Source organism: Rubrobacter calidifluminis, assembly GCF_028617075.1.
GTDB classification, from domain to species: Bacteria; Actinomycetota; Rubrobacteria; order Rubrobacterales; family Rubrobacteraceae; genus Rubrobacter_E; species Rubrobacter_E calidifluminis.
The window spans coordinates 13252-37130 of sequence record NZ_JAQKGV010000005.1 but is presented as its reverse complement, the minus strand read 5'-3'; the positions used below and the strand labels follow the sequence as shown (position 1 = coordinate 37130).

At 68.1% G+C, this 23879-nt stretch carries 20 protein-coding genes and 1 pseudogene; 5 read left to right on the top strand and 16 right to left on the bottom strand.

Translation table 11 applies throughout. The annotated features are described in order from the left end of the window. Positions 1-24: 24 nt before the first annotated feature. A complete protein-coding gene (locus PJB24_RS05310) occupies positions 25-987 on the top strand; it encodes a glycine betaine ABC transporter substrate-binding protein (protein ID WP_273843474.1) in 963 nt (320 codons plus the stop codon). Positions 988-1072: 85 nt separating this feature from the next. Next, on the top strand, positions 1073-1990 hold the full coding sequence (locus PJB24_RS05305; protein WP_273843472.1) for a glycine betaine ABC transporter substrate-binding protein: 918 nt from the start codon (positions 1073-1075) through the stop codon (positions 1988-1990). A 23-nt stretch (positions 1991-2013) separates the two neighbouring features. Here PJB24_RS05305 and PJB24_RS05300 read toward each other — a convergent pair whose 3' ends face one another. From PJB24_RS05300 to PJB24_RS05285, 4 genes are read right to left on the bottom strand one after another with little or no spacing between them, the layout of a single operon-like run. Next, positions 2014-3471 carry an aldehyde dehydrogenase family protein gene (locus PJB24_RS05300; protein ID WP_273843470.1) on the bottom strand — a complete coding sequence of 486 codons (1458 nt, stop codon included), beginning with the start codon at positions 3469-3471 and terminating at the stop codon, positions 2014-2016. Beyond that, on the bottom strand, positions 3471-4643 hold the full coding sequence (locus PJB24_RS05295) for an iron-containing alcohol dehydrogenase (protein ID WP_273843467.1): 1173 nt from the start codon (positions 4641-4643) through the stop codon (positions 3471-3473). The genes PJB24_RS05300 and PJB24_RS05295 overlap by 1 nt, the downstream gene beginning before the upstream one ends. Continuing rightward, the gene (locus tag PJB24_RS05290) at positions 4640-6094 is read right to left on the bottom strand and encodes a sulfatase (protein WP_273843466.1); all 1455 of its coding nucleotides are present in this window, start codon (positions 6092-6094) and stop codon (positions 4640-4642) included. The genes PJB24_RS05295 and PJB24_RS05290 overlap by 4 nt, the downstream gene beginning before the upstream one ends. Positions 6095-6142: 48 nt before the next feature. Continuing rightward, positions 6143-6430 (bottom strand): hypothetical protein, encoded by a 288-nt coding sequence (locus PJB24_RS05285; protein ID WP_273843464.1) that lies wholly within the window; start codon positions 6428-6430, stop codon positions 6143-6145. Positions 6431-6639: 209 nt separating this feature from the next. Here PJB24_RS05285 and PJB24_RS05280 point away from each other — a divergent pair, with 209 nt between their 5' ends. Genes PJB24_RS05280 through PJB24_RS05270 form a run of 3 tightly spaced genes read left to right on the top strand, consistent with a single transcriptional unit; the run spans position 6640 to position 10006 of the window. Next, entirely contained in the window at positions 6640-7398 is a 759-nt protein-coding gene (locus tag PJB24_RS05280) for a hypothetical protein (RefSeq protein ID WP_273843461.1), read from the top strand. Between the two features lie 6 nt (positions 7399-7404). After that, positions 7405-8376, top strand: a complete 972-nt coding sequence (locus PJB24_RS05275; RefSeq protein WP_273843459.1) for a metallophosphoesterase family protein — start codon at positions 7405-7407, stop codon at positions 8374-8376. A 16-nt stretch (positions 8377-8392) separates the two neighbouring features. Further along, entirely contained in the window at positions 8393-10006 is a 1614-nt protein-coding gene (locus PJB24_RS05270; protein ID WP_273843457.1) for an APC family permease, read from the top strand. A 6-nt stretch (positions 10007-10012) separates the two neighbouring features. Here the strand turns inward: PJB24_RS05270 and fabL are convergent, their stop codons facing one another. The 12 genes and pseudogenes from fabL to ilvB form a co-directional block, all read right to left on the bottom strand. Next, positions 10013-10771: an enoyl-[acyl-carrier-protein] reductase FabL gene (gene fabL, locus PJB24_RS05265; protein ID WP_273843455.1), complete on the bottom strand. Its 759-nt coding sequence runs from the start codon at positions 10769-10771 to the stop codon at positions 10013-10015. Between the two features lies 1 nt (position 10772). Beyond that, the gene (locus PJB24_RS05260) at positions 10773-11795 is read right to left on the bottom strand and encodes an alcohol dehydrogenase catalytic domain-containing protein (protein WP_273843452.1); all 1023 of its coding nucleotides are present in this window, start codon (positions 11793-11795) and stop codon (positions 10773-10775) included. Next, the gene (locus PJB24_RS05255) at positions 11792-12970 is read right to left on the bottom strand and encodes an acyl-CoA dehydrogenase family protein (protein ID WP_273843450.1); all 1179 of its coding nucleotides are present in this window, start codon (positions 12968-12970) and stop codon (positions 11792-11794) included. The genes PJB24_RS05260 and PJB24_RS05255 overlap by 4 nt, the downstream gene beginning before the upstream one ends. Further along, on the bottom strand, positions 12967-14616 hold the full coding sequence (locus tag PJB24_RS05250; RefSeq protein WP_273843807.1) for a class I adenylate-forming enzyme family protein: 1650 nt from the start codon (positions 14614-14616) through the stop codon (positions 12967-12969). Before PJB24_RS05250 ends, PJB24_RS05255 begins: the two co-directional genes overlap by 4 nt. A gap of 23 nt (positions 14617-14639) precedes the next feature. Continuing rightward, on the bottom strand, positions 14640-14903 hold the full coding sequence (gene acpP / locus PJB24_RS05245) for an acyl carrier protein (RefSeq protein ID WP_337959006.1): 264 nt from the start codon (positions 14901-14903) through the stop codon (positions 14640-14642). A 101-nt stretch (positions 14904-15004) separates the two neighbouring features. Then, a complete protein-coding gene (cimA, locus tag PJB24_RS05240) occupies positions 15005-16552 on the bottom strand; it encodes a citramalate synthase (RefSeq protein WP_273843447.1) in 1548 nt (515 codons plus the stop codon). Continuing rightward, complete coding sequence (leuB, locus tag PJB24_RS05235) at positions 16549-17604, bottom strand: 3-isopropylmalate dehydrogenase (protein ID WP_273843445.1); 1056 nt, start codon at positions 17602-17604, stop codon at positions 16549-16551. The genes cimA and leuB overlap by 4 nt, the downstream gene beginning before the upstream one ends. Next, positions 17601-19139, bottom strand: a pseudogene (locus PJB24_RS05230) (2-isopropylmalate synthase); the annotation flags it as partial. The pseudogene PJB24_RS05230 and the gene leuB, both read right to left, overlap by 4 nt. 196 nt (positions 19140-19335) lie before the next feature. Beyond that, positions 19336-20292 (bottom strand): branched-chain amino acid transaminase, encoded by a 957-nt coding sequence (locus PJB24_RS05225; RefSeq protein WP_273843442.1) that lies wholly within the window; start codon positions 20290-20292, stop codon positions 19336-19338. Next, positions 20289-21299 carry a ketol-acid reductoisomerase gene (gene ilvC / locus PJB24_RS05220; protein ID WP_273843440.1) on the bottom strand — a complete coding sequence of 337 codons (1011 nt, stop codon included), beginning with the start codon at positions 21297-21299 and terminating at the stop codon, positions 20289-20291. Before ilvC ends, PJB24_RS05225 begins: the two co-directional genes overlap by 4 nt. After that, positions 21280-21735 carry a hypothetical protein gene (locus PJB24_RS05215; RefSeq protein ID WP_273843438.1) on the bottom strand — a complete coding sequence of 152 codons (456 nt, stop codon included), beginning with the start codon at positions 21733-21735 and terminating at the stop codon, positions 21280-21282. Before PJB24_RS05215 ends, ilvC begins: the two co-directional genes overlap by 20 nt. Further along, on the bottom strand, positions 21722-23437 hold the full coding sequence (gene ilvB, locus PJB24_RS05210) for a biosynthetic-type acetolactate synthase large subunit (protein WP_273843437.1): 1716 nt from the start codon (positions 23435-23437) through the stop codon (positions 21722-21724). The genes PJB24_RS05215 and ilvB overlap by 14 nt, the downstream gene beginning before the upstream one ends. Between the last annotated feature and the right edge of the window lie 442 nt (positions 23438-23879).

Here is a 23879-nt window from a genome sequence, read left to right as displayed (position 1 = left end):
ACCCGGAAGCTTTCGGATAGGCTGTTGAGCCGCAGAGAGGTGCTCGGTCTTGGTGCGGCGGGGGTCGGGGTCGTCCTGCTTGGTGGCTGCGGTGGGGCGGGTTCGTCTGGGGAGGCGTCGAGTTCTGCCGGAGCGGGGCAGGTGTCGGGTTCGAACAAGGACAAGAAGATCACCTTCGGTAGTATAGGCTGGACGGAGGACGTGGCGGTCTCGAACCTTTCCAAGGTCGTGATGGAGAAGGACCTCGGCTACGGTGGTGTGGACATCAAGGGGCCGCTCGAGTTGGGGCCGCTGTTCCTCGGTGTGGCCGGTGAGGAGCTGACGGCGTTCCAGGACGTCTGGATGCCGAACAACAAGAGCTATCTCAACAGCGCCAAGGTCAAGCCCAAGGTCGAGCTTCTGCCGCCCTGGTTCGAGGGGCAGACCAAGTACGGGCTCGCGGTGCCCATGTACATGAAGAAGAAGGGTATAGTGAGCATCGCGGACCTCAACAGGGCGGGGACGAACGTGATCACCGGTATCGAGCCGAGCGCCTCTTTCATGCCGGTGATCCGGAACAAGGTGATCCCCGGCTACAACCTGCACATGAAACTCGTCACCTCGAGCACCGCGGCGATGCTCGCCGAGCTGCAGAAGAAGTACAGCGCGAAGCAGCCGATCGTGATCCCGGCCTGGTCGCCGCACTGGATGAACAAGAAGTACGACCTCTGGTACCTCAAGGATCCCAAAGGGCTGGAGAAGCCCTTCAGCAACTCCTCGAAGCTGCAGACGGTCGTCAGTGAGAACCTGAAGAACGACGACCCCGTGACCTACGCCTTCCTCAAGGCCATAAAGCTCACCGAGGATCAGGTCAACTCTCTCGAACTGGAGATAAACAAGGCCGGAGAGGACAACCCGGTAAAGGGCGTGAACAACTGGCTCGAGGGTAACCGCAATGTCGTCGAGCCCTGGATAAGGGCTGCAAGGAAGGCTTCCAGGCAGTCCTGAAGCGGCGATCACGCAGCGGGCGTCCGGGGATGATCATCCCCGGACGCCTTTTCTCGTCGTGGAGGCGGACACGAGGGGGTAGTGCATGGTGGGTGAGAAGAGCTTCAGCCGCCGGGAGTTCCTCGGGCTCGGGACGGCCGGAGCCGGGGCGGTTCTCCTCGGGGGCTGCGGGGCGGCCTCCGGTGGAGCCGGCAAGACCCTCAAGGTGGGCAACATCGGCTGGGACGAGGATGTTGCGGTCGCGAACCTGACCAGAATCCTGCTGCAGGAGCACCTGAACTACGGTGAGGTGACGCTGAAGACGCTCGAAGCCGGGGCGCTGTTTCAGGGGGTCGCGGGCGGAGACCTCGATACCTTCCAGGATGTGTGGCTGCCGAAGACCCACGCCAGCTACTGGAAGAAGTTCGGCGATGAGGTGACCCGGCTCCAATCCTGGTACGAGGGGGCCGGCACGCTCGGCCTCGCCGTCCCGGATTACGTCGAGGCCAAGAGCATCGCCGACCTGAACAGATACAGGAGCCGGTTCGGTGGCAGGATCACCGGCATAGAGTCCGGGGCGGGGGAGATGTCCATCGTGCAGAACAGGGTCATCCCCGCCTACGGCCTGAACTACAGGCTCGTGGCCTCGAGTACCCCCGCGATGCTCTCGGCGCTCAAGAAGGCCATAGCGGCCAAAAAGCCCATCGTCGTGACCCTCTGGAAGCCGCACTGGGCCTTCACCGACTTCCCGATAAGGTACCTGGAAGACCCGAAGGACGCTTTCGGGAAGCCGGACCACATCTACACGATAGTCCGCAAGGGGCTGAATAAAGACCAGCCAGAAGCCTACGCGTTGCTCGACGCGATAAAGCTCTCTTCCGAACAGCTAGGCAAGCTGGAGCTCTCCATCCGCAAGCACGGCCGGAACACGCCGGCGAAGGGCGTCAGAGCGTGGCTCGAGGACAACCGCCGCGTCGTCGACCCCTGGATGAAGGCGGCGAAGAAGGCCGGGAAGGGCTCCTGAGCGAGGGAGGGGCGAACCCCTCCCTACCCGATATCCGCCACAACCGTCTTCAGCTCGGTGAAGATCTCCATCGGGTGGCGTCCGCCCACCCTCCCTATCCCCGAGCGCGAGCCGGACCTCCCCCCGAAGGGTAGGTGGCTCTCCCAGTGGTTCGAGGAGGCATTGATGTTGACCCAGCCGGTGCGCACCGCCTCGGCGAAGCGCAGCCCCCGGGCGAGGTCCCGGGTCCACACCGAGGAGAGGAGCCCGTAAGGCGAGCGGTTGACGACGTCGAGCGCCTCCGACTCGTGGGTTATCGTCGCGACCGGGACGACCGGGCCGAAGGTCTCCTCGCGGGCTATCTGCATCTCTTGCGTGACGCCGTCGAGCACGGTCGGCCGGTAGTAGAGCCGTGTCGGAAACCCTTCGGCGCGGCCGCCGCCGCAGAGCAGCCGGGCGCCCTTCTCCAGCGCGTCCGCGATGTGACGGTCGGTCTTCTGCGCGGTGGACTCGTTGTTGAGCGGGCCCATGGTCGTCGCCGGGTCGAACGGATCGCCGAGCCTGACCTTTCGTGTGATCTCTGCTTCGAGCCTCTCCAGGAACTCCTCGCGCACCCGCTCGTGGACGAGGAAGAGCTCCCCGGCGGTGCAGCTCTGCCCGGCGCACAGGAACGCCGAGAGGATGCTCTCCCGGGCGGCTCGTTCGAGGTCGGCGTCCTCCAGCACGACGACGGGACCGTTGCCACCCATCTCCAGGAGCAGCGCCTTCCCGGCGGCGCGGCGCGCGACCCGCTCGCCGGTCGCGATCGAACCGATGAACGCGACGGCGTCGGTGCCGGGGTTCGCCGCGACCTCGTCGCCGACGACCGGGCCGTAGCCGGTCACGAGGTTGAACAGCCCCGGCGGCAGCCCCGCCTCGACGATGCATTCGGCGAGCCTGACGGCGCAGATGGACGTGGAGGGGGCCGGGGTCCACACGACGGCGTTGCCGGAGGCGAGGGCCGGGGCTATGACCTCGGCGGGCATGGTGTAGGGCCAGTTCCAGGGGGTTATCGTCCCGACGACCCCGCGCGGGACGCGGTAGAGGAAGATGCGCTTGTTACCGTCGACCGAGGGTGGCATCGCGCCGTCGAGCCGGGTCGCGTCCGCGGCGGCCATCCTGAAGTAGACGACGAGCTCGTCCACCTCGTCGTACGCCTCGGCCTCGAGCGGCTTGCCCTGGTCGAGGGCGAGTGTATAGGCGAGCTCCTGCCGGCGCTCCTCGATGGTATCTGCGATCCTCTCCATCGCCCGCGCCCGCTCGAAGGCGGAGCGTGCGGCCCAGATGGGCCACGCCTTTTGGGCCGCCTCGACTGCCCGGCGCACGTCCTCGCGGGTCCCCTCGGGGACGGTGCCTGTCTCCTCGCCGGTCGCGGGGCTCGTGGCGGGGATGCGGGATTCGGTGGCCCCGCCGGTCCACTCTCCCGCGACGTACATCCGGTAGTCTTTCGGCTGGGTGTACATCATTCCCTCCCGGAGAACGCCCGGCGGTAGATCTCCTCGTAGTCGGAGACGTCGAGCTCGCGTGGGTTGCCGATCGTCTGGGGGTCTTCGTGGGCTATCTGCGCGAGCATCGGGATCTCGTCCTCCGAGAAGCCCATCTGCTGCAGTGTGGGGATCCCCACCGCCTCGGTGAGCCGGTAGATCTCCTCGACCCCGGCGCGGGCGGCCTCTTCCTCGGTGAGGCCGTCCGTCTTCACGCCGAGCGCCCGGGCGATCCTGGCGTAGCGTCCGGGCGCGGCTTCGGCGTTGTACTCGCAGACGGGTCCTAGCACCCGGGCTGTGAGCGCGCCGTGCGGGCACTCGTGGACGCCGCCCGCGGACTGGCTCATCGCGTGGGCGGCGCCGGCGCTCTCGGTCCCGTAGGCGAGCCCGCCGAAGTTGGCCGCGTAGGCCATCCCGGTGCGGGCCTCGAGGTCTTCTCCCTCACGGTAGGCTTTCTCCAGCCAGCGGGCGCACAGTTCGATCCCGGCGATGCAGAAAGAGTCGGTGAAGGGCTGGTGGTAGTCGCAGGTGTAGCACTCGATGCAGTGTGAGAGCGCATCCATCCCGGTCGCCGCGGTGATCGCGGGCGGGAGCCCGAGCGTGAGCTCGGGGTCGACGACCGCCACGTGCGCCCCGATGAGCGGGGTGCCTCCGACGTTGAACTTTATCTTCCTCTTGTGGTCGGTTATGACCGCCCACAGCGTGACCTCGCTCCCGGTCCCGGCGGTGGTCGGGACGGTGACGAGCGGCGGGATGCGGCGGGTGATTGGTTTTCTGCCGTACTCGTAGTCGAGGATGGAGTCTGCCCCGTGGGCGAGCAGGACGCCCGCGGCCTTCGCCGTGTCCATCGAACTCCCGCCACCCAGAGCGACCATTCCGTCGCAGCCTTCCTCCCGGAAGGCGTCCCTCGCCTCCGCGACGAGCTCCACGTCGGGGTTCGCCCTTACCCTCTCGAAGAGGAATGCATCCTGGAGGTGCTCGAGTGCCCTCTCGGCGAGCCCGGCCGAGACGACGCCGGGGTCGGTGACGAGCATCGGTCGCCTCGTCCCGAGCTCCCGCACCAGCGCGCCGAGCTCTCCGATGGCCCCGGGGCCGTGCACGATCCTGGTCGGCACCTCCACGGACCTCACCTGCCCTACCTCTACGCTCATCCTGCCTCCTTGCTGATGACTGCCGGGTATCTGCCGCCGGTGTACTTCTCGAGCACCGCCCGTCGGGGGGCGAGGTGCTTCTCGGGGGTGCCCTGCTCCTCCAGGAACTCTATCGCCCGGGCGAGGAGATGCGTGCCCTCTCCGGTCTTCGTCTCCCAGATGTTGTGCCGCTCCGCCGGGTCCTGCGCCAGGTCGTAGAGCTCCGGGGTCTCCTGCGGGCCGCCGACGAGGAGCGAGCGCTCCCGGGTGGTCACGGTGAGCGGCATGTAGCTCGAGATGCGCCGGGGCCGCGAGTCTACGGCGACTGTGATCTCACCTTCGGCGAAGTACAGCGGCCACGAGCTCACCACGAATGGCCGGTGCTCGTCCTCTTCTCCCTCGATCACGTCGAGGAACGAGAGCCCCCGCATCGAGGATGGCTTCTCCACGCCGACGAGATCGAGGATGGTCGGCGCGAGGTCCGGGGCGCAGGTGAGCGCGCTCCTCCTGCCCTGCTCGACCCCGGGGATGCGCACGATGAGCGGGATGCGCGTGATCTCGCCGTAGAGCGGCGACCAGCCGACCGTGAGCAGCCACGACTCCCTGAGCCAGCCGGGAAGCCTTGCCCCCTCCGAGACTTCGGCCTCCGGAGCGTGCACCCACTCGGCCTTACCGAAGTAGCCGTGCTCTCCGAAGTAGAAGCCGTGGTCGGAGAGGAAGAAGACGACCGTCTTCTCCGCGATGCCCAGCACCTCGAGCTTCTCGAGCAGCCACCCCACCCACCTGTCTACCATCGTGACCTCGCCGCAGTAGGTGGCGTGCGCGAGCGCGACGTCGTCCTCTGTCAGCCCGGCCTCGCGCCACCTGCCGTAGGCCGGGTAGATCTTCTTCCCGTCGTAACCCGGACGGTAGAGCCGGGTGTAGTACTCCGGAGCGTCCCACGGCTCGTGCGGGTCCCAGGTGTCCACGTACAAAAAGAACGGCTCCTCGTAATGCCGCTCCAGCCACCGCTCGGCCTCGGTAATCGTGCGCGCCACCATCCGGTCCGACTCGCGGCGCCACGTCCTGCGCGCGTCGGCCCTCTCCTCGGGTCGGGTGTCGTCCCCCTGCCCCCGCACCCAGATGAAGTCGTCGAAGCCCCGGTCGTACCCGTAGCCGCCCCGGATGAAGAAGGGCGTGTCGACCACCGCCATCGTCGTGTACCCGGCACGCGAGAGCACCTCCGGGAGCGTCGGCAGGTGATGCGGCAGCGGCTCCCACCCCATGTGCGTGCACGAAAAGGTCCCGGTCAGGATGTCCGCCCGCGCCGGCATCGTCGGGAAGGAGGCCACCAGATGGTTCTCGAAGACCACGCCCGAGCGCGCCAGGGCATCGAGGTGCGGCGTGCGGATGAACGCGTTGCCGTAGGCGCCCAGATGGTCCCTGCGGAAGGTGTCCGAGACCACCACGAGTATGTTCGGATGGGCCTGCATGGCTTCGTCCTCCGGATCTTGAATTCGGGTTTCCCTGCAAAGCGTTTTTCAGGATCCACGCCCGGAGGGCGGCGCCCGACGTCCGGCACGATACTGGCCACCTTCGAGTTCCCCCCGGCTCCCGAGCGCTCCGAAAGACCACCACAGAAGGCCGACGAACAGCCCGAGCAGAAAGAGACGCATCGTCTGCTGCGCAGAGCGGCGCCGGAAGACCAGCCTGCCCGGTGAAACCCGGCCCTCACCGTACCGGATGACCGCCCGGCTCCCCAAACGCTCCGGACTCCCCCGGAGAATCCTCCCCCAGATCGTCTCCCGCCTTGCCACTTCGTTGCGCATTACGCTATCCTTTCTTGATGATGAAACAAATAGCACAGATACGGGTGGGGTGCAAACGGGCTCTGAAGTCGGGCTGTCCTGTCTGTATACTGCGGCGGAAGCATTCCCGACGCATGGTGAGGTGGTTACGCTGTTCAGACCCGTTGTAGTGTATAGTACAAGGGTCGCATGCCTGTTGATGGAGAGCTGGCTGCGAGAGGCGAGAGGAGATGGGTGAGATCCGAGCCGGGGTGGTAGAGGAGGCGCTGCGCGTGGTCGAGGAGGCCGGGCGCGGGGGGCCGGAGCTCAGGGTGCTCGGGGGGGTGGCGGTCAGGCTGCGGGCGCGAGACGGGTTTGCGGCGGCGTTCGAGCGGGAGTATGCGGATCTCGACTTCATCGTACCGAAGGGGACCTCTGCGGAGGCGCAACGTTTCTTCGAGGGGCAGGGCTACAGGCCGCAGCGGCGCTTCAACACCATCTATGGCAAGGAGCGGCTGTTGTTCTTCGACGAGGAGCACGGGCGGCAGGTGGACGTGCTCGTCGGGAGGTTCCGGATGTGTCACGAGATCCCGCTCGGGGAGAGGATGACGCTCGAGCCCTTGACGATCCCGCTCGCCGAGCTCCTGTTGACCAAGCTCCAGATCGTGGAGCTCAACGAGAAGGACGTTCGGGACGCGCTCGCGCTGCTCTTCGGGCACCCGGTGGAGGACGAGGACGGCGATGCCATAAACGGTGCTCAGGTGGCGCGGCTGTGCGCCGCCGACTGGGGGCTCTGGCGCACCATCACGGCCAACCTCGAGGCGATCAGAACCCATCTCGGGCGCTACGGGCTCCCCGAAGAGGCCGAGGAGAGGATCGTCCGGCGCATCCGGCGGCTCGAGGAGAGGATAGAAGAGGAGCCGAAGACCCTCGGCTGGAGGATGCGCGCCAGGATCGGGGAGCGCAAGCGCTGGTATGACCTTCCGGAAGAGGTAGCAGGAGGCCCCTGAGAAACGATGATATCCAGGTTGTTTTCCAGGAACCCGACGACCAGGATCTTCTTCGCCACCGACATCCACGGCTCTGAGGTATGCTGGAGGAAGTTCCTCAACGCGGCGAAGCACTACAAGGCCGACGTGCTGGTTCTGGGGGGAGACATGACCGGCAAGGCGCTCGTTCCGGTGGTCCAGGAGGACGGGCGCTGGCGTGCCACGCTGCTCGAGAACAGACGCGAGTTCGAGAGCGAGGAAGAGGTGGAAGAGTTCGAGCGGCTGGTGCGCAGGAGAGGCTACTACCCGTTTCGCACCACCCCGGAGGAGGTGGCCCGGCTCGAGGCCGACGACACGCTGCGCGAGAGGCTGTTCCACGAGCAGATGCTCGGGACGATCGAGCGCTGGATGCGCCTCGCCGACGAGCGGCTCGCGCAGGAGGGCGTGGAGTGCTTCGTCTGTCCGGGCAACGACGACCAGTTCGAGGTCGACGAGATCATCGCTTCCGCGGAGAAGGTCCACCTGGCCGAGGGGAGGGTGGTCGATTTCGGGGATTTTCAGATGGTCTCGACCGGCTGGTCCAACCGCACGCCGTGGGACACGTACCGCGAGGAGGACGAGGAGGCTCTGGCGAAGAGGCTGCGCGAGATGATCTCGCAACTCGAGGTGCCGCCGGAGAGGGCGATCTACAACTTCCACTGCCCGCCCTATCACTCGGGGCTCGACGACGCGCCGGAGCTCACCGAAGACATGAGGCCCAAAGACGCCGGGCGCTCCACGGTGCCGGTCGGATCGCGGGCGGTGCGCGAGGCGATAGAAGAGGGGCAGCCCGCGCTCTCGCTGCACGGGCACATTCACGAGGCCCGGGGTAACACCCGCATAGGGAGGACGCTGTGCATCAACCCCGGCAGCTCCTACGAGCAGGGGCAGCTCCTTGGCGCGGTCGTCGACCTCGACGGGGGGAAGAAAGTAAAGCGGTTCGTGCTGACCAGCGGATAAGAAAGGATCTTGAGAGATGGCTAGCGAAGACACCGCCAAGCCGCAGACCTCGGGCGATCTCTTCCAGCGGAGGGCCACGGGTCTTTTGCGCGGCTGGTCCGTGTGGGACGCGTTCATCTACTCGGCGTTCTCGATCAACCTGATCACACTCGGGCTCTACATCTTCTCCTCGGCCCCGTTCATCCCCGGGGGCGGTTTGATCTGGGCGATAGTACTCTCGGGTCTCTATCTGGTGTTCCAGGCGATAACCTACGCCTCGCTGATCGCGGTGATGCCGCGGGCGGGCGGCGACTACGTGTGGACGAGCCGCATCCTCGGGGGCGGTCCCGGGTTCGTGCTCGCGGTGACGGGATGGTGGTTCATCCTCTGGCACTGGGTGCCGATCTACGCGAACATCCTCAACATCGAGGTGTTCATCCCGCTCTCGACGATCCTCGGGCTCGGCGGGGTCGCGGGGTTCTTCGCCACCAAGACCGGGCTCTTCGTGGCCTCGCTCATCGTCGCCGCGCTCGCCTCGCTCTACATCTCGCTCGGGATGCGCACCTACGCCCGCATCCAGAAGTACTGCTTCTACGGCGGTCTCGTCGGGCTCGCGGTGATGATGCTCGTCCTGCTCTTCCACTCGCACGCGGACTTCGTCTCGACGTTCAACGCGCAGGCCAGGCAGCTCTACGGGGCCTCCGGGGACGCCTACCAGAAGACGCTTTCCGCCGGGAAGGTGCCGGGGGCCTCGCCGGGCGGCTCGGCGTTCTACCCGACGCTCCTCCTCATCCCGATGATTGCCTTTTTCAACCTCTGGTCCAACTGGGGGGCGACGCTCTACGGCGAGGTGCGCGGGGCCTCGGACTTCCGCAAGAACATCTACGCTATGGGCGGGGCGCTGCTCGCGACGACGGTCGCGGCGGTCGTGCTGCTCCTGCTGTTCGCCAAGACCTTCGGGTGGGGTTTCTACTACGCGGCCAACAGCGCCTACTGGTCCGGCAAGGGGCCCGTCTCCGACTGGCCCTACCCGGGGATGCTCGCGGCGTTCTTCTTCGACAACCCGGTGTTGCAGTTTATCCTGGTCGGGCTTCTGGCGCTGTGGTTCTTCGGCTGGGTGGGGACGGTGTTCCTCTCCTCGACCCGCGTCGTCTTCGCCACCGCTTTCGACCGGTTGCTTCCGGAGGCGGTCGCCAGGACCTCGCGCAACGGCGTGCCCTACGTGGCGCTGCTGCTGATGCTCGTCCCCTCGATCGTGGTGAGCTACTTCTACGCCTTCGGGAAGAACTTCGCCGGCTACACCCTGGACGCGACGCTCGTGATCTCCATAACCTTCCTCGGCTCCGCGGTCGCGGCGGCGATTTTGCCCTGGCGCAGACCCGAGATCTACAACGCCTCCCCGATAGCCCGCTACAGGATCTTCGGGATCCCCCTCATCACGGTCTCGGCCACGGCGTTCGCGGTCTTCCTGCTCTTCTGCCTCTACGAGTGGGTGGTCCGACCGGTCTACGCCGTGAACAGCACCTCGTCCATCATCTACATGCTCATCCTCTACGCCGTCGCGCTCGTGCTCTACGTGGGGTTCCGCATCTACCGCCGCTCGCAGGGGATAGACATGAGCATGGTCTACAGTGAGATCCCGGAGGACTGATGCCGTTCAGGGTATCGGAAGGGTGAGGCCGCCGTCGATGCGGATGGTCTGGCCCCGGATCATCTCGGCCTCCTTCGAGCAGAGGAAGAGCGCCAGGTTCGCCACGTCGTCCGCGGTGAGCATCCGGTGGTAGGGGAGCCGGCGCTCTATCTCGGCCCATTGCTCCTCTATACCGGGGAAGTGCTTGTGGGCGTCGGTGGCTATCGCCCCGGCGGAGATGGCGTTCGCGTTGATGTTGCGCTCCGCGAGCTCGACCGCGAGGTAGCGCACGAGCGACTCCACGGCCGCCTTGCTCGGCCCGACGCTCCCGTAGTTCGGGAAGACCCGCTCCGAGCCGAAGGAGGAGAGCGCCAGGATCGCCCCGCCCTCTTCGGGCATGAGCCTCGAGGCGTGCTGGGCCCCGAGCAGGAGCGCCCGGGTGTTGACGTTCATCGTCCAGTCGAAGCCTTTGGCGTCTATCTCGCTCACGGGCCGGTTGCGCCCGGAGGCGGCGTTGTGGACGAAGACGTCGAGCCGGCCGAAACCTTCCCCGACCTGCTCGAAGAGATGCTCTATCTGTTCTTCCCTGGAGAGGTTCGCCCGCACGAGCAGCGCCCTGCGACCGAGTCTCTCGACCTCCGCGGCGACCCCGCGGGCCTCCTTCGCGCTCCTGAAGTAGTGAACGACGACGTCCGCGCCCTCCCCGGCGAACCGGACGGCGAGCCGGCTCCCGATCCCGCGCGAGCTTCCCGTAACCAGGACGACCTTCCCAGCGTAGCGCTCCACTCTACACCTCCGGCCTGATCACGACGCGCCCCGTGCGCCCCGGCTGGCGAAAGACCTCCTCTATCTCCGCGAGCGGGCGCACCTCCGCGACCATCGCCTCCAGCAGGGCGGGCTCTATCCGCCCCGAGCCCGCCCACCCGACCAGCGTCCTCGCGTCCTCGACGGTCGCGGCGTAGCTTCCGGCGACCACGATCCCCCGCCTCACCCAGTGCGAGATGGGGGGGAGGGGGCCTCCTCCCTCGTCCTCCATCCCGACGACGCAGAGCCTCCCGCCCGGCCGCAGGAGCCCCATCGCGAGCCCGACGCTCCGCACGCTCCCGGCCGTATCCAGGACGACGTCCACCCCGCCGCCGGACCACCGCCGGACCTCGCGTACGAGAGAGCGCTCCGTCCCCTCCGCGGTGCTCCACAGCTCCTGCGCCCCGAGGCGTTCCGCGAGCCCGCGCAGGACCCCATCCGGTTCCCTGCGGGTGACGAGGGCCGTGGCCCCGGCCCCCATCGCCCGGGCGCCCAGGAGCGCACCGAGCCCGAGCCCGCCGCCCCCGACGACGGCGACGCTCTCGCCCGCCTCGAGGTGCACGACCGAGCGCAGGGCGTGAAACGGGGTCGCCACCGCGTCCATGAGGAGCCCGGCGACGAGGAGCGGGACGTCCTGCGGCAGCGGGATCACCCGGTCCTCCGGCACCGCGACCCGCTCGGCGTAGCCCCCAGGGCGGTGGTAGCCTATGACCTGCTGCGCCAGGCACAGGCTCTCCTGGCCGGACGAGCACAGCCGGCAGGAGCCGCACGGTACGATCGGGAAGACCGCGACCGGCCTGCCGTCGACGTATCCCGAGATCTCGTGCCCGAAGACCGCGGGGAAGACGGTCCCGGCAGGAGCCGTCGCCCCGGCGGCGATCTGACGGTCCGACCCGCAGACCCCGCAGCCGGCGACCTCGACGACGATTTCCCCCTCGTCCGGTTCGGGTTCGGGTACCTCCCCGAGCCGGAATCCTCCCTCGGGGTCGAAGAGGGCCGCCCTCACCGGCTCTCTTCGCGCTCGCGGCGGCGCGCCTCGGCGAGGAGCCGCTCCGCGATCGTCATCTTCTGCATCTCCGCCGTCCCCTCCTCGAACCACAGCGAGCGGGCGTCGCGGTAGAGGCGCTCCACCGGGCTGCCGGAGAGGTAGCCCACGCCGCCGAAGGTCATGAGCGCGCCGTCGGTCACCCTGCCGACCATCTCTATCGCGTAGGCCTTCGCCCGCGCGGCCTCCCGGGCTATCTCCTCCCCCGCGTCGAACTTCCTGGCGGCCTCCAGGCACAGGAGGCGTCCGGCGGCGACCGCGACGTCCATCTCCGCCAGGCGCATCTGGATCGCCTGCCGGCTCGCTATCGCCTTGCCGAAGGTCCTGCGCCGGCGGGCGTATGAGACCGCCCGGTCGAGCGCCTCCTGCGCGAGCCCGACCGCGCTCTGGGCGATGCACGCCCGGCTCTGGTCCAGAAAGCCCCTGACAGCGACCTCGAAGCCGCCGCCGACCTCGCCGAGGACGGCCTCCTCCGGAACGGCGCACTCTTCGAAGGTGATCACGGCGTGGTCGCAGCCGTGGTCGCCCATCATCTCGGGCATCTCCTCGATGCGCATCCCCGGCTGGTCCCTGGGGACGAGGAAGGCGGTGAGACCCGCCCTGCCGACCTCGGCGTCGGTCTTCGCGACGACGGCGAAGACGCTCGCACGCCGGGCGAAGGTGATGAGGTGCTTTTTGCCCCGCAGGACGTAGCGGCCGTTCTCGTATGTGGCGGTCGTCTTCAGGTCTATCCCGGTCCCGGCGTCGGGTTCGGTGAGCGCGAAGGCGACGAGCTTCTCGCCGCGGGCTATCTGCGGGAGCCACTTTCGCCGCTGCTCCTCGCGGCCCTGGCCCACCGTGCGCCAGATGCTGTTGAACGCGTGGCAGGCCATCCGGATCGCGCCGTGGCAGCGTGAGATCTCCTCCAGGATGGGGAAGTAGAGCGAGAGCGGAAGCCCCTCCCCGCCGGCCCACCGCGGCTGGGTGAGGCTGAAGAAGCCAAGCTCCCTGAGCCTCTCCCACAGCCCGTCGGGGATCTCACCGGTGCGCTCTATCTCCTCGCCCCACGCCTCGGCCTCCCCGAGCCGGAAGGCCCTGGCCCGCTCGCGCAGCTCCCCGGCCCGCCGGGCGAGGTCTTCGGTGGCCGCCTGGCTCAACGGCTGCCCGCCTCCACCACGAGCGGCATCTGCCTGAGGTCCTTGCGTTTGGTCTTGCCGGAGTGGGTCATGGGGAACTCCTCCATGAAGACGAGCCCGTCGGGGAGCTGGAAGCGCGCTAGGCCCCGTTCCCTCAGGAACTCGTGCAGTTCCTCGAGCGAGAACTCCTCCGCGCCCTCGTTCAGGATCACGCACGCCACCGTGCGCTGCCCGAGCGTGGGGTCCGGCGCGCCGACGACGACGGCCTGGTCTATGGCCTCGTGCTCGCCGAGGACGTCCTCTATCTGCTTGGGGTCTATCTTGGTCCCGCCGCGGTTGATGATGTCGTCCGCGCGGCCCATGAAGGTGTAGCGGCCCTCCTCGTCCTTGCGCAAAAGATCCCCGGAGTGGAACCAGCCCTCCGAATCCCACCGCTCGGCGGCGGCCTTCGGGTTGTTGTAGTAGCCGGCGCAGAAGGAGGGGCCGCGGCAGAGCATCTCGCCCGGCTCTCCGACGGGCACCTCGTTGCCGTCGTCGTCCACCAGCCGCACCTCCATCCCCGGCAGCGGCCGCCCGACGGTCTTGCTTATCGCCTCTATCGGGTCGTCGGGGAGGGTGACGGACATCCCGAGCCCTTCGGTCCAGCCGAACATGCAGCTCACCGTGATCCCGGAGTCCTCCTGCAGACGCCGCAGGATGGGGCTCGGCACCGGCCCGCCGGCGTAGATGAACAGCCGTGCGTTCGTGGTGTCTATCTCCTTGAGGCGCGGGGCGTTGGCGACGTGGATGACGTGCGGCGGCGCCCCGACGAGATAGGTCGGCTTCTCCTCCTCCATCCAGCGCATCACCCGCGAGGCTGCGAAGTGCTCCATCAGGAGCATCCTGCCCCCGGTGTAGACCGGGAGGTTCACCCCGACGAGCATCCCGGTCTGGTGGCTTATCGGGGCGAGACACAGCGTCGCCTCACCGGCTTTGTGCCCGTAGAGCTTCTCGTAGGAGCGGTCGCCGTAGATGTAGTTGGCGTGCAGGTGCAGCGTCTCCTTCGGCGAGCCGGTCGTCCCGGAGGTGAAGACCATTACGAACGGGTCGAGCGCCTCCGGCCGGTTGGCCCGCTCGACGTCCTCCGGCGGCCGCTCGCCGGAGCGGCGTACCTCCTCGAAGGAGAGGACGTCCTTCGGGTAGTCCTCTCCGCCCTGCACGATGACGTGTTCGAGCGTGGGGCTGGCGTCGCGGATCGCCCGGGCGTTCTCGGCCGTCGGCTCCCCGCGGTAGTTCTCGGTGACGACGAGCACCCTCGCCCCGGCCTTCTCGATGCTCTGGGCGACGGCATCCCGGCTTAGGTCCACCTGCAGCTGCACCCCGACCGCCCCGATCCTGACGGCCCCGTAGAGCGCGACGACGTAGTCGAGGCTCGTCGGCAGCTGCAGCGCGACCCGGTCGCCTTTTCGCACCCCGAGCTCGAGCAGCTTCGCCGCGACCGCCCCGGCCTCCTCCCACAGCTCCCGGTAGGTGAGGGTGCGCCACTCGTCGCGGTGGACGAGATCGGGGTACTCGCGCGCGTTGCGCTCCATCTTCTCGGCGAAGGTCTCCTCCGTCCAGTACCCGGCTTTCTGGTACTCCCGGATCCTCTCCTCGGTCAGGACCATCCCGGGGAAGCGCTCTACCATCTGCAAACCACCCCCTTGCGTCCTTACTGGAGCTGGGACTCTACGTAGTCCGCGACCCGCGAGACCGTCATCACCCGGTTGAACTCCGACTCGGGGATCTCGATCCCGAACTCCTCCTCGAGCGCGGCCGCGAGCTCGGTGAGGTCGAGCGAGTCCGCCCCGAGGTCGTAGACGAAGTTGTCCTCGTCTTTGACCTCGTCGGCCGCGACCTGCAGGTTCACCCCCACCACCTCGCGGACCTTCTTCTCGATCCAGGCCCGATCCGGCCTCTGCTTCTCCTGTGCCAAGATGAACCTACCTCCTGCTTCGGCTCGTGCCCGTGGAGGACCTGGCGGCCCTCCACCGTATTGAAGCAGATTACACCGGCGGGGAGCGGGGCACAAACGCCCTAGCCGCGCCCGACCCCGTACTCGAGCCCGTCGACGAGCGCCTGCCAGCTCGCCTCGATGATGTTCTCTCCGACCCCGACGGCGCCCCAGACCCGCTTGCCGTCGGTCGAGTCGATCAGGACGCGCGTGGTGGCGGCGGTCGCCCGGTGCTCGTCCAGGATGCGCACCTTGTAGTTGGAGAGGTGTATGCCCGCGAGCTGCGGGTAGTGGGGCTCTATCGCCTGCCGCAGCGCCCGGTCGAGCGCGTTGACCGGCCCGTTGCCCTCGGCGGTCGAGATGACCCGCTCCCCTCCGACGCGGAGCTTTATCGTCGCCTCGACGGTGGTCTCCCCGTCGGCGCGCCTCTCGGAGATGATCCTGAAGCTCTCCAGCTCGAAGAGCGGCTCGTGCTTCCCGGAGGCCCGCTCTATGAGCAGGGCGAGCGAGGCATCGGCGGCCTCGTAGTGGTACCCCGCGTGCTCCCGGCGTTTTATCTCGGCGAGAACCGCAGAGACGTCCCCAACCTCGAGCCCGAGCTCTTTCGCCTTCGCCCGCAGCGAGTTCTTCCCGGCCAGCTCCCCGACCGGGGTGCGCCTGCGGTTGCCGACCACCTCGGGAGGGACGTGCTCGTAGGTCGAAGGATCCCGCGAGACGCCGTCCACGTGCAGCCCGCCCTTGTGCGCGAAGGCGCTGTGGCCCACGTACGGCCGGTGGGCGTCCGGGGTGAGGTTCATGACCTCCGAGACGAAGTTCGAGACCTCGGTGAGCCGGGACAGGTTCTCCGGCGGGAGCACCCCGAGCCCCATCTTGAGCTGCAGGTCGGCTATCGTGGTGATGAGGTCGCAGTTGCCGCAGCGCTCCCCGACCCCGTTTATCGTGCCCTGCACCTGCGTCGCCCCGGCCTCGACCGCAAGTAGCGCGTTCGCCACCCCACAGCCGGCGTCGTTGTGGGTGTGGATGCCTATCTCGACGTCGGAAAACTCCTTTACGGTGCGCGATACGATCGCCTTTAGCTCGGTCGGGAGCGTCCCGCCGTTGGTGTCGCACAAGACGAGCGAGGAGGCCCCGGCCTCGGCCGCCGCCCGGAGCACCGAGAGCGCGTGTTCGGGATCGTCGCGGAACCCGTCGAAGTAGTGCTCGGCGTCGAAGATGACCTCCTTGCCCGCCTCGACGAGGTAGGAGACGGTGTCCCTGATCGCCTCCAGGTTCTCCTCCGGCGTGATCCCGAGCACCTTCTCCACGTGCAGCCGCCAGCTCTTGGCGACGATGCACGCCGCCGGGGCGGAGAGGCGCGGCAGGAGCGAGACCGCCGGGTCGTCCTTGGCCCGGCTGCTGGCCCGGCGGGTGCGGGTGAAGGCGACGAGCCTCGCGTTCTCGAGCTCTGCGGCGTCGAAGTTCTCGAAGAGCTCCAGGTCCTTGGGGTTCGAGGCGGGAAAGCCGGCCTCTATGTAGTGGATGCCCAAAGAGTCCAGGACGCGCGCGATGCGCAGCTTGTCCTCGCTGGTGAGGCTCACCCCCTCGCGCTGGGTGCCGTCGCGCAGCGTCGTGTCGAAGAGCTTTATGCTCATCGTGCCACCGCCTGCTTCAGGTGCCGGATCACGGCCTCCTTCGCCTCCTGCGTCGTCGCCTGCCCGCCGAGATCGGCCGTGAGCGCGCCCCCCTCCATCGCGGAGCGGACCGCTCCCTCGATCGCCCCGGCCGCCTCGGGGCTCCCGAGCGAGTAGCGGAGCATCATCGCCGCCGAGAGGATCGTCGCGTAGGGGTTCGCCCTGCCGGTCCCGGCGATGTCCGGGGCCGAACCGTGCACCGGCTCGAAGAGCCCCGGCGAGCCCTCCTCGCCCAGGGAGGCGCTCGGGAGCATCCCCATCGATCCGGGCAGCACCGCCGCCTCGTCGGAGAGGATGTCGCCGAACATGTTCTCGGTCAGGATCACGTCGAAGCGGGAGGGCTCGCGCACCAGGAACATCGCCGCCGCGTCGACGAGCAGGTTGTCGAGCTCCACGTCCGGGTATTCTTTCCCGACCTCCGCGACCACCCAACGCCACATCCGGCTCGTGGCGAGTACGTTCGCCTTGTCGACCGAGGTCACGCGCCCCTTTCGCAGCCTCGCAGCCTCGAATGCGACCCGCGCGACCCGCTCGACCTCCTCCCGGCTGTAGAGGCACAGGTCGCTCGCCCTCTCGGTCCCCTCCTCTTTCTCGCCGAAGTAGATCCCGCCGGTCAGCTCCCGGACGATGAGGAGGTCCACCCCCTCGACCAGCTCCGGCTTGAGCGGCGAGGAGGACAGCAGGGAGGGGAGGGCCGAGACGGGCCTGAGGTTCGCGAAGACGCCGAGCTCCCGACGCAGCGCGAGGAGCCCCGCCTCCGGACGTACCTCGGCCCCGTCGAAGTCCGGGTGACCCACCGCGCCGAGCAGCACCGCGTCGGACTCGCGCGCCAGACGGGCGGTCTCTTCGGGCAGGGGCTCCCCGGACGAGCGGATCGCGGCCGCCCCGATCTCACCCTCCTCGAAGGCGAGCTCCAGGCCGAAGGCTGAGGATGCCGCCTCGAGCACCTCGCGGGCCGCTCCGACGACCTCGGGGCCTATCCCGTCCCCGGGCAGCAGCAGTACGCGCCTCACCTCGCCGCCCATTCCGCCCCCACCCGGCTCGCCGCGTGGACGTTGACCGCCCGCACGTACGCCTTCGCCGCGCCCTCAACCACGTCCTGCGAGAGCCCGCGGCCCGAGTACTCGGAGCCGTCGATCTCCACCGTGACCCGCACCTCGCCGAGGGCGTCCTTCCCGCCGGTCACGGCGTCTATCCGGAACTCCTTCAGGCGGCCCCGGATCCCGGTCGCCGCGTCTATCGCCCTGAAGACCGCGTCGACCGGCCCCTCACCCTCGGCCTCGGCCTCGAAGATGCCCTCGTCCTCGTGCGAGATCTTCACCGCCGCCCGGCTCTGGCGCCCGGTGGCCGCGACGACCCGCATCGACTCCAGGACGAACTTGCCGGTGAAGGAGCCCACCTCGTCCGCCGCTATCGCCTCGAGGTCGGCGGCCGTGACGGTCTTCTTGTGGTCGGCGACCTCCTTGAAGCGCTCGAAGGCCCGCTTGAGCGCCTCACCCTCGAGGGTGTAGCCGAGCTCGGCGAGCGCCTCCTTGAGGGCGTGCCGGCCGGAGTGCTTGCCGAGGAAGATGTTGTTCCCCTGGATCCCGATGTCCTGGGGTTTCATGATCTCGAAGGTCCTGCGGTCCTTGAGCACGCCGTCCTGGTGTATCCCCGACTCGTGCAGAAACGCGTTGCGCCCGACCACGGCCTTGTTCGGCGGCACCTCGTAGCCGGTTATGTTCGAGACCATCCGGCTGGTGTTGGCGAGCTGGCGCGTCTCCACCCCGACCTCGACGCCGTAGTGGTCGCGCCGGGTCACGAGCGCCATCACCACCTCCTCGAGCGAGGTGTTGCCAGCCCGCTCCCCGATCCCGTTGACCGCGACTTCGACCTGCGTCGCCCCGGCCTCGACCCCGGCGAGCGAGTTGGCCACGGCCATCCCGAGGTCGTCGTGGCAGTGCACCGAGAGGACCCTCTCCTCGAGATGCGGTACCCGCCGCCTGAGCTCGGTGAGGAAGGTCGCGAACTCCGGCGGGGTGGTGTAGCCGACGGTGTCGGCGATGTTTATCACGTCGGCCCCGGCCTCCACGGCCGCCGCGACCACCTCGGAGAGGTAGCCGATGTCCGTGCGGGTGGCGTCCATCGGGGAGAACTCGACCTCGGGGCAGAGGGACTTCGCGAGCTCGACGGCCTCGGCGGCGCGGCGCAGGATCTCCTCACGACTCGAGCGCATCTGGTGCTCTATGTGCAGGTCGGAGGTTCCGACGAACGTGTGCACCCGCGGCCTCCCGGCCCACCGCACGGCCTCCCAGGCTCGCTCGATGTCCGCCTGATGGATGCGGGCGAGCCCGGCTATCACGGGGCCTCTGACCTCCGAGGCGATCCGGCTCACCGCCTCGAAATCCCCCTCCGAGGTGATGGGAAAGCCGGCCTCTATCACGTCTACCCTGAGACGCCCGAGCTGGTGGGCGATCTCTACCTTCTCCTCGACGGAGAGCGAGATCCCGGGCGACTGCTCGCCGTCCCTGAGGGTGGTGTCGAAGATCTGTATGCGGCGCATCTCTTTCGCCTCCTGCTCTTTCGCTGGATCATCCTTGGTTCCTGTCGGGGGCTCGTCGGTGGAGGGTGGCCGCCTGCGCCCCCTTCTTCGGGGTGCCCGGCCCTAGCAGCCGGGGCTGGTAATTCGCCCGGCGGCCACCCTGGTTAGTCGCCGTAGGATGTGGAAAGAGATGCCCAAGAAATCTCCCTCTAGCGGTGGCCTCTCATCTGGCGGCCCCGTGCACGACCTCGACCGGCACGGTCCAGCCCTCGTACTCGGGCCACTCGCCCCGGGCGGCCCGGAAGTACATCTCCTGCAGCCTCTCCACCACGGGGCCGACCCGTCCGCTCCCGATGGGGTGGTCGTCTATCTCGACGACCGGGGCTATCTGGAAGCCGGTGCCGGTGAAGAAGACCTCCTCCGCAGCGTAGAGCTCGGTGCGCCCGACGTCGCGCTCGACGACCGGCATCCCGAGCTCCTTCTCGGCGAGCTCCATCACCGCCGCCCGCGTTATCCCCTCCAGAATGTCCGCGGTGGGCGGCGGGGTGATGAGGTTCCCCTTGCGCACGAGGAAGATGTTCGCCGCGCTCGCCTCCGAGACGTAGCCGCTCTGGGTGAGGAAGATCGCCTCGTCGTATCCCGCCCGGTGGGCTGCGTCCACCGCGAGCGCCGTGTTGATGTACGAGCCGGTGGTCTTGGCGCGCGGCGGGATCGCGTTGTCCGAGACCCGCCTCCAGGAGGAGACGCAGCACCTGAGCCCGGTGAGCTCGACGTAGTTCGCCATCGGGGCCGTGAAGATCGAGAGCTCCGATGGCAGCGCGAGCTTCACCCCGATCGACTCCGCCGCCTTGTACGCCAGCGGCCTTATGTAGGTGTCCTCGCGCGGGGCGTTGCGCCGCAGGATCTCGAGCGTGATCTCGCAGAGCTCCTCTACCGTGTGACCGCAGTCTATGTGCAGCAGCTCGCAGGAGTTGAGGAAGCGCTCGTAGTGCTCGCGCAGCTTGAGGACCTGCAGCGTCCCCCGACTCTCGTTCCAGTAAGCCCGGATGCCCTCGAAGACCCCCGTGCCGTAGTTGAGCGCGTGGGTGGCGGGGGAGAGCCGGACTTCACCCAGGCGCACGAACTCCCCGCCGTGGTAGATCCACTGCTCGTCCGAGACCTCGAACCCTTTCCTGCTCATCCCTTCTCACCCCCCGGCGCCCCGGTTCCTTCGGCGGCGAGCGCTCTCAACTGTGCCCCCACCTTCTCGACCTGCGAGGCCGCCTCCCGCCGGCGCATCGCGAGGAAGCTCGGGGTGCCGGCCTGGTTCTCGAGCACCCACTGCTTGGCGAAGCGCCCGCTCTGGATGTCGGAGAGGATCTCGCGCATCCTCTCCTTCACCGACTCGTCTATGAGCCTCGGCCCCGCGGTGTAGTCGCCGTACTCGGCGGTGTTGGATATAGAATAGCGCATCCGGGCGAGCCCGCCCTCGTAGATGAGGTCGGTGATGAGCTTGAGCTCGTTGACGCACTCGTAGTAGGCGAGCTCGGGCTGGTAGCCGGCCTCTACCAGCGTCTCGAAGCCGGCCTTGAGTAGCGCCGAGAGCCCGCCGCAGAGCACCGCCTGCTCCCCGAAGAGGTCGGTCTCGGTCTCCTCGGCGAAGGTGGTCTCCAAAACCCCGGCCCGCGCGCACCCGATGCCCTTGGCGTAGGAGAGTACGAGATCGCGTGCTGTCCCGCTCGCGTCGTTGGCGACGGCGAAGAGCGCCGGCAGGCCCTTGCCCTCGGTGTAGAGCTGCCTCAGGACGTGACCGGGGCCTTTGGGCGCGACGAGCCCGAGGTCCACCTCGGGCGGTACCGAGACCTGGTTGAAGTGTACGTTGAAGCCGTGGGCGAAGAGCATCAGGTTCCCCTCTTCGAGGTTCGGCGCGACCTCGCTCTCGAAGACCCTGGGCTGCTTCTCGTCGGGTAGCAGGATCATCACGACGTCCGCCCAGCGGGTCGCCTCGGCGACGGAGGCCACCTTGAGCCCGTCGGCCTCGGCCTTCTTCCAGCTTCCAGAGCCCTCGTACAGCCCGACGGTCACCTCGCAGCCAGAGTCTTTGAGGTTCAGCGCGTGGGCATGCCCCTGGCTTCCGTAGCCCAGGACCGCGATGCGGCGGCGCCTTATCTCGTCCCCGATGTCCCCTTCACGGTATACGCGAGCCATCTGTACCTCCTCCCGGCCGGACCAGCGGACCGACCCTCAACACGACCTCTCCTCCACTCTTCCTGTCCTTGAGCCAGGACTCGACGCTCTGCGGTGTCCCGCAGGCGAGGACCAGCTCCCCGCAACTCGTGTGGGTTATGCCCTCCGCTGCGGGGCCGATCCCGCCGGAAGCCACGACCACCTCCACGGTCTCCCCGGCTACCGTCGCCTCCTCGACGTCCTCGAGCCCCGAGAGCAGCACGGCGTAGCGACGGGCCGCCTCCTCTCCGCAACCCAAAGAGAGCGCGGCGTGCGTCCTGCCCTCCCCGTCGCGGGCGAGGGTGAGGCTTCTGAGCGGCATCCTCTTGCCGGTTATCGTCGTGATAAGCCGCGAGATCGGGTAGACCCCGGCGGCGAGCCGGACCTCGAGGACGGTCTCTTCCTCAGGAGGCGTCATCTTCCTCGATCATCTCGGCGACGCTCATGCCGGCGGGGATCATCGGGTAGACGTTGGCCTCGGGGTCTATGTGGAAGTCGAGCACCACGCAACCTTCCTGTTCCTGCGCCCACCGGACGGCCTCCTCGACGTCGTCCCCCTCGCGCACCGTCCTGCCGGCGATGCCGTAGGCCCGGGCGAGGTGCTCGTAGTCGGGGCCGGTGATAGGGGTCTCCGAGTAGCGGCGGTCGTGGAAGAACTCCTGCCACTGGCGCACCATGCCGAGGTAGCCGTTGTTCATGATGGCGACCTTGATGTCGAGCCCGAGGTCGCGGATGGTCGCGAGCTCCTGCAGGTTCATCTGGAAGCCGCCGTCTCCGGCGACGACCCACACCGGTTCGCCGGGGCAGCCGAGCGCCACCCCCATCGCCGCCGGAAGCGCGAACCCCATCGTCCCGAGCCCCCCGCTCGTTATGTGGCTGTTGTGTCGGGTGAACTCGAAGAAGCGGGCGGCCCACATCTGGTGCTGGCCCACGTCGGTGACGAGCCGCACCTCCTCCCCGGCGGCCCGCTTTATGGCGCGCAGGATCCTGATCGGCCCGAACTTTTCGCTGGCCTCCTCCTCCCGCGCCCTCTCCGGCCGCTGGCTCTCTTCTATCTCCTCGCGCCAGCGCGCCCGCTCGCGGAACCTCTCGTCGGGGATCTCGCGCAGGTGCGAGAGGACGCCGCGCAGCGCGAGCTTCGCGTCGGCGGTGATGCCCACCGTGGGCCTTATGACCTTGCCCATCTCCGAAGGGTCTATGTCGACGTGGACGACCTTCGCGTTCGGCGCGAACCGCTTCGGGTCGCCCGTGATCCTGTCGTCGAAGCGCATCCCCACCGCGAACAGCAGATCCGCGCGGTCTATCGCCCGGTTGACGCTCGCCGCCCCGTGCATCCCGGGCCACCCGATGTAGAGCGGATGGTCCTCGGGGATGGCGCTGATCCCGAGCAGGGTCGTCACGACCGGGGCGCCGGTGCGCTCGGCGAGCAGCATCAGCTCCCTCTCCGCCCCGGAGAGGATGACGCCGTGCCCGGCCAGGATGATCGGCCGGCGGGCGTTGCGCAGCAGGAGCGCGGCGGCCTCGAGTGCGGGCTCCGTGATCGGCGGCGGCGCCTCCCGCAGCCGGCGGTACCAGTTGCCGCCCCCGCAGGTGGCGAGCTGCACGTCCTTCGGCACGTCGACCAGGACCGGCCCGGGCCGCCCGGAGCGGGCTATGGCGAAGGCCCGCCGGATCGTCTCGTAGAGCTCTTCGGGTTCCTCGACCAGAAAACAGTGCTTGGTGAAGGGCATCGCCATGCCCATCACGTTGGTCTCCTGGAAGGAGTCTTTGCCCATCGCCCCCCGGCCGACCTGCCCGGTTATCGCCACCACCGGCACCGAGTCCATCTGCGCCGTCGCGAGCCCGGTGACCAGGTTGGTCGCTCCGGGGCCGCTGGTCGCCACGCACACCCCGACCCTCCCCGTCGCCCGCGCGTAGCCGTCGGCAGCGTGCGCGGCGGCCTGCTCGTGACGCACCAGCACGTGCCTGAGCGGGTACTCAGGGAGCGCGTCGTAGAACGGCATGATCGCCCCGCCCGGGTACCCGAAGAGATGCTCGACCCCCTCGTCGAGCAGCGCCTCACACATCGCCTCGCTGCCGGTGCGAGGCCTGTACTCTATCTGATGGGCGGTATTCTCCACGGTGCTCCTGTTCTCTTTCGTTTTCTCGGCCTTGCTCGTTGGTTTTGGGGGACCTTTCGGCCGGAAGTTGGAGCGGGATGCTCCTCGCCGGCTCTCTAGGCGGACCGGAGTACACCGCTCCGGCCCGCCCGGATAATTAGTCGTAGGGCGGACGGAGCGGACACCGTGGATACTCGGGGATGGATGGGCGGGGCGAGCCAGAAGACGGAGGCGGGCCTGTGCCCCTCCGCCGCCTGCAACCTTCGAGTCGTTTCGCTCAAGGTATCCCTTCGCTCGCCTGCAACACTCTCGTAAGCTGTGCGAAGGATAGAACAGCTTGTAGCAGTTTGTCAAGCGACCGGGGTGTGTCTGGAGAAGAAGAGATGGCCGGGCGGGGGAGGGTAGCATCCCGGCCACCTTCTGAGCGTAATGTTACGGCGTGGCGGGGCTTTTCACATCCCCC

Excerpts from the sequence above, each read along its gene's own strand:
- PJB24_RS05305 (WP_273843472.1), top strand. The coding sequence starts at position 1,073 with ATGGTGGGTGAGAAGAGCTTCAGCCGCCGGGAGTTCCTCGGGCTCGGG.
- PJB24_RS05300 (WP_273843470.1), bottom strand. The coding sequence starts at position 3,471 with ATGTACACCCAGCCGAAAGACTACCGGATGTACGTCGCGGGAGAGTGG.
- PJB24_RS05295 (WP_273843467.1), bottom strand. The coding sequence starts at position 4,643 with ATGAGCGTAGAGGTAGGGCAGGTGAGGTCCGTGGAGGTGCCGACCAGG.
- PJB24_RS05290 (WP_273843466.1), bottom strand. The coding sequence starts at position 6,094 with ATGCAGGCCCATCCGAACATACTCGTGGTGGTCTCGGACACCTTCCGC.
- PJB24_RS05285 (WP_273843464.1), bottom strand. The coding sequence starts at position 6,430 with ATGCGCAACGAAGTGGCAAGGCGGGAGACGATCTGGGGGAGGATTCTC.
- PJB24_RS05280 (WP_273843461.1), top strand. The coding sequence starts at position 6,640 with ATGGGTGAGATCCGAGCCGGGGTGGTAGAGGAGGCGCTGCGCGTGGTC.
- PJB24_RS05275 (WP_273843459.1), top strand. The coding sequence starts at position 7,405 with ATGATATCCAGGTTGTTTTCCAGGAACCCGACGACCAGGATCTTCTTC.
- PJB24_RS05270 (WP_273843457.1), top strand. The coding sequence starts at position 8,393 with ATGGCTAGCGAAGACACCGCCAAGCCGCAGACCTCGGGCGATCTCTTC.
- PJB24_RS05250 (WP_273843807.1), bottom strand. The coding sequence starts at position 14,616 with ATGGTAGAGCGCTTCCCCGGGATGGTCCTGACCGAGGAGAGGATCCGG.
- cimA (WP_273843447.1), bottom strand. The coding sequence starts at position 16,552 with ATGAGCATAAAGCTCTTCGACACGACGCTGCGCGACGGCACCCAGCGC.
- PJB24_RS05225 (WP_273843442.1), bottom strand. The coding sequence starts at position 20,292 with ATGAGCAGGAAAGGGTTCGAGGTCTCGGACGAGCAGTGGATCTACCAC.
- ilvC (WP_273843440.1), bottom strand. The coding sequence starts at position 21,299 with ATGGCTCGCGTATACCGTGAAGGGGACATCGGGGACGAGATAAGGCGC.
- PJB24_RS05215 (WP_273843438.1), bottom strand. The coding sequence starts at position 21,735 with ATGACGCCTCCTGAGGAAGAGACCGTCCTCGAGGTCCGGCTCGCCGCC.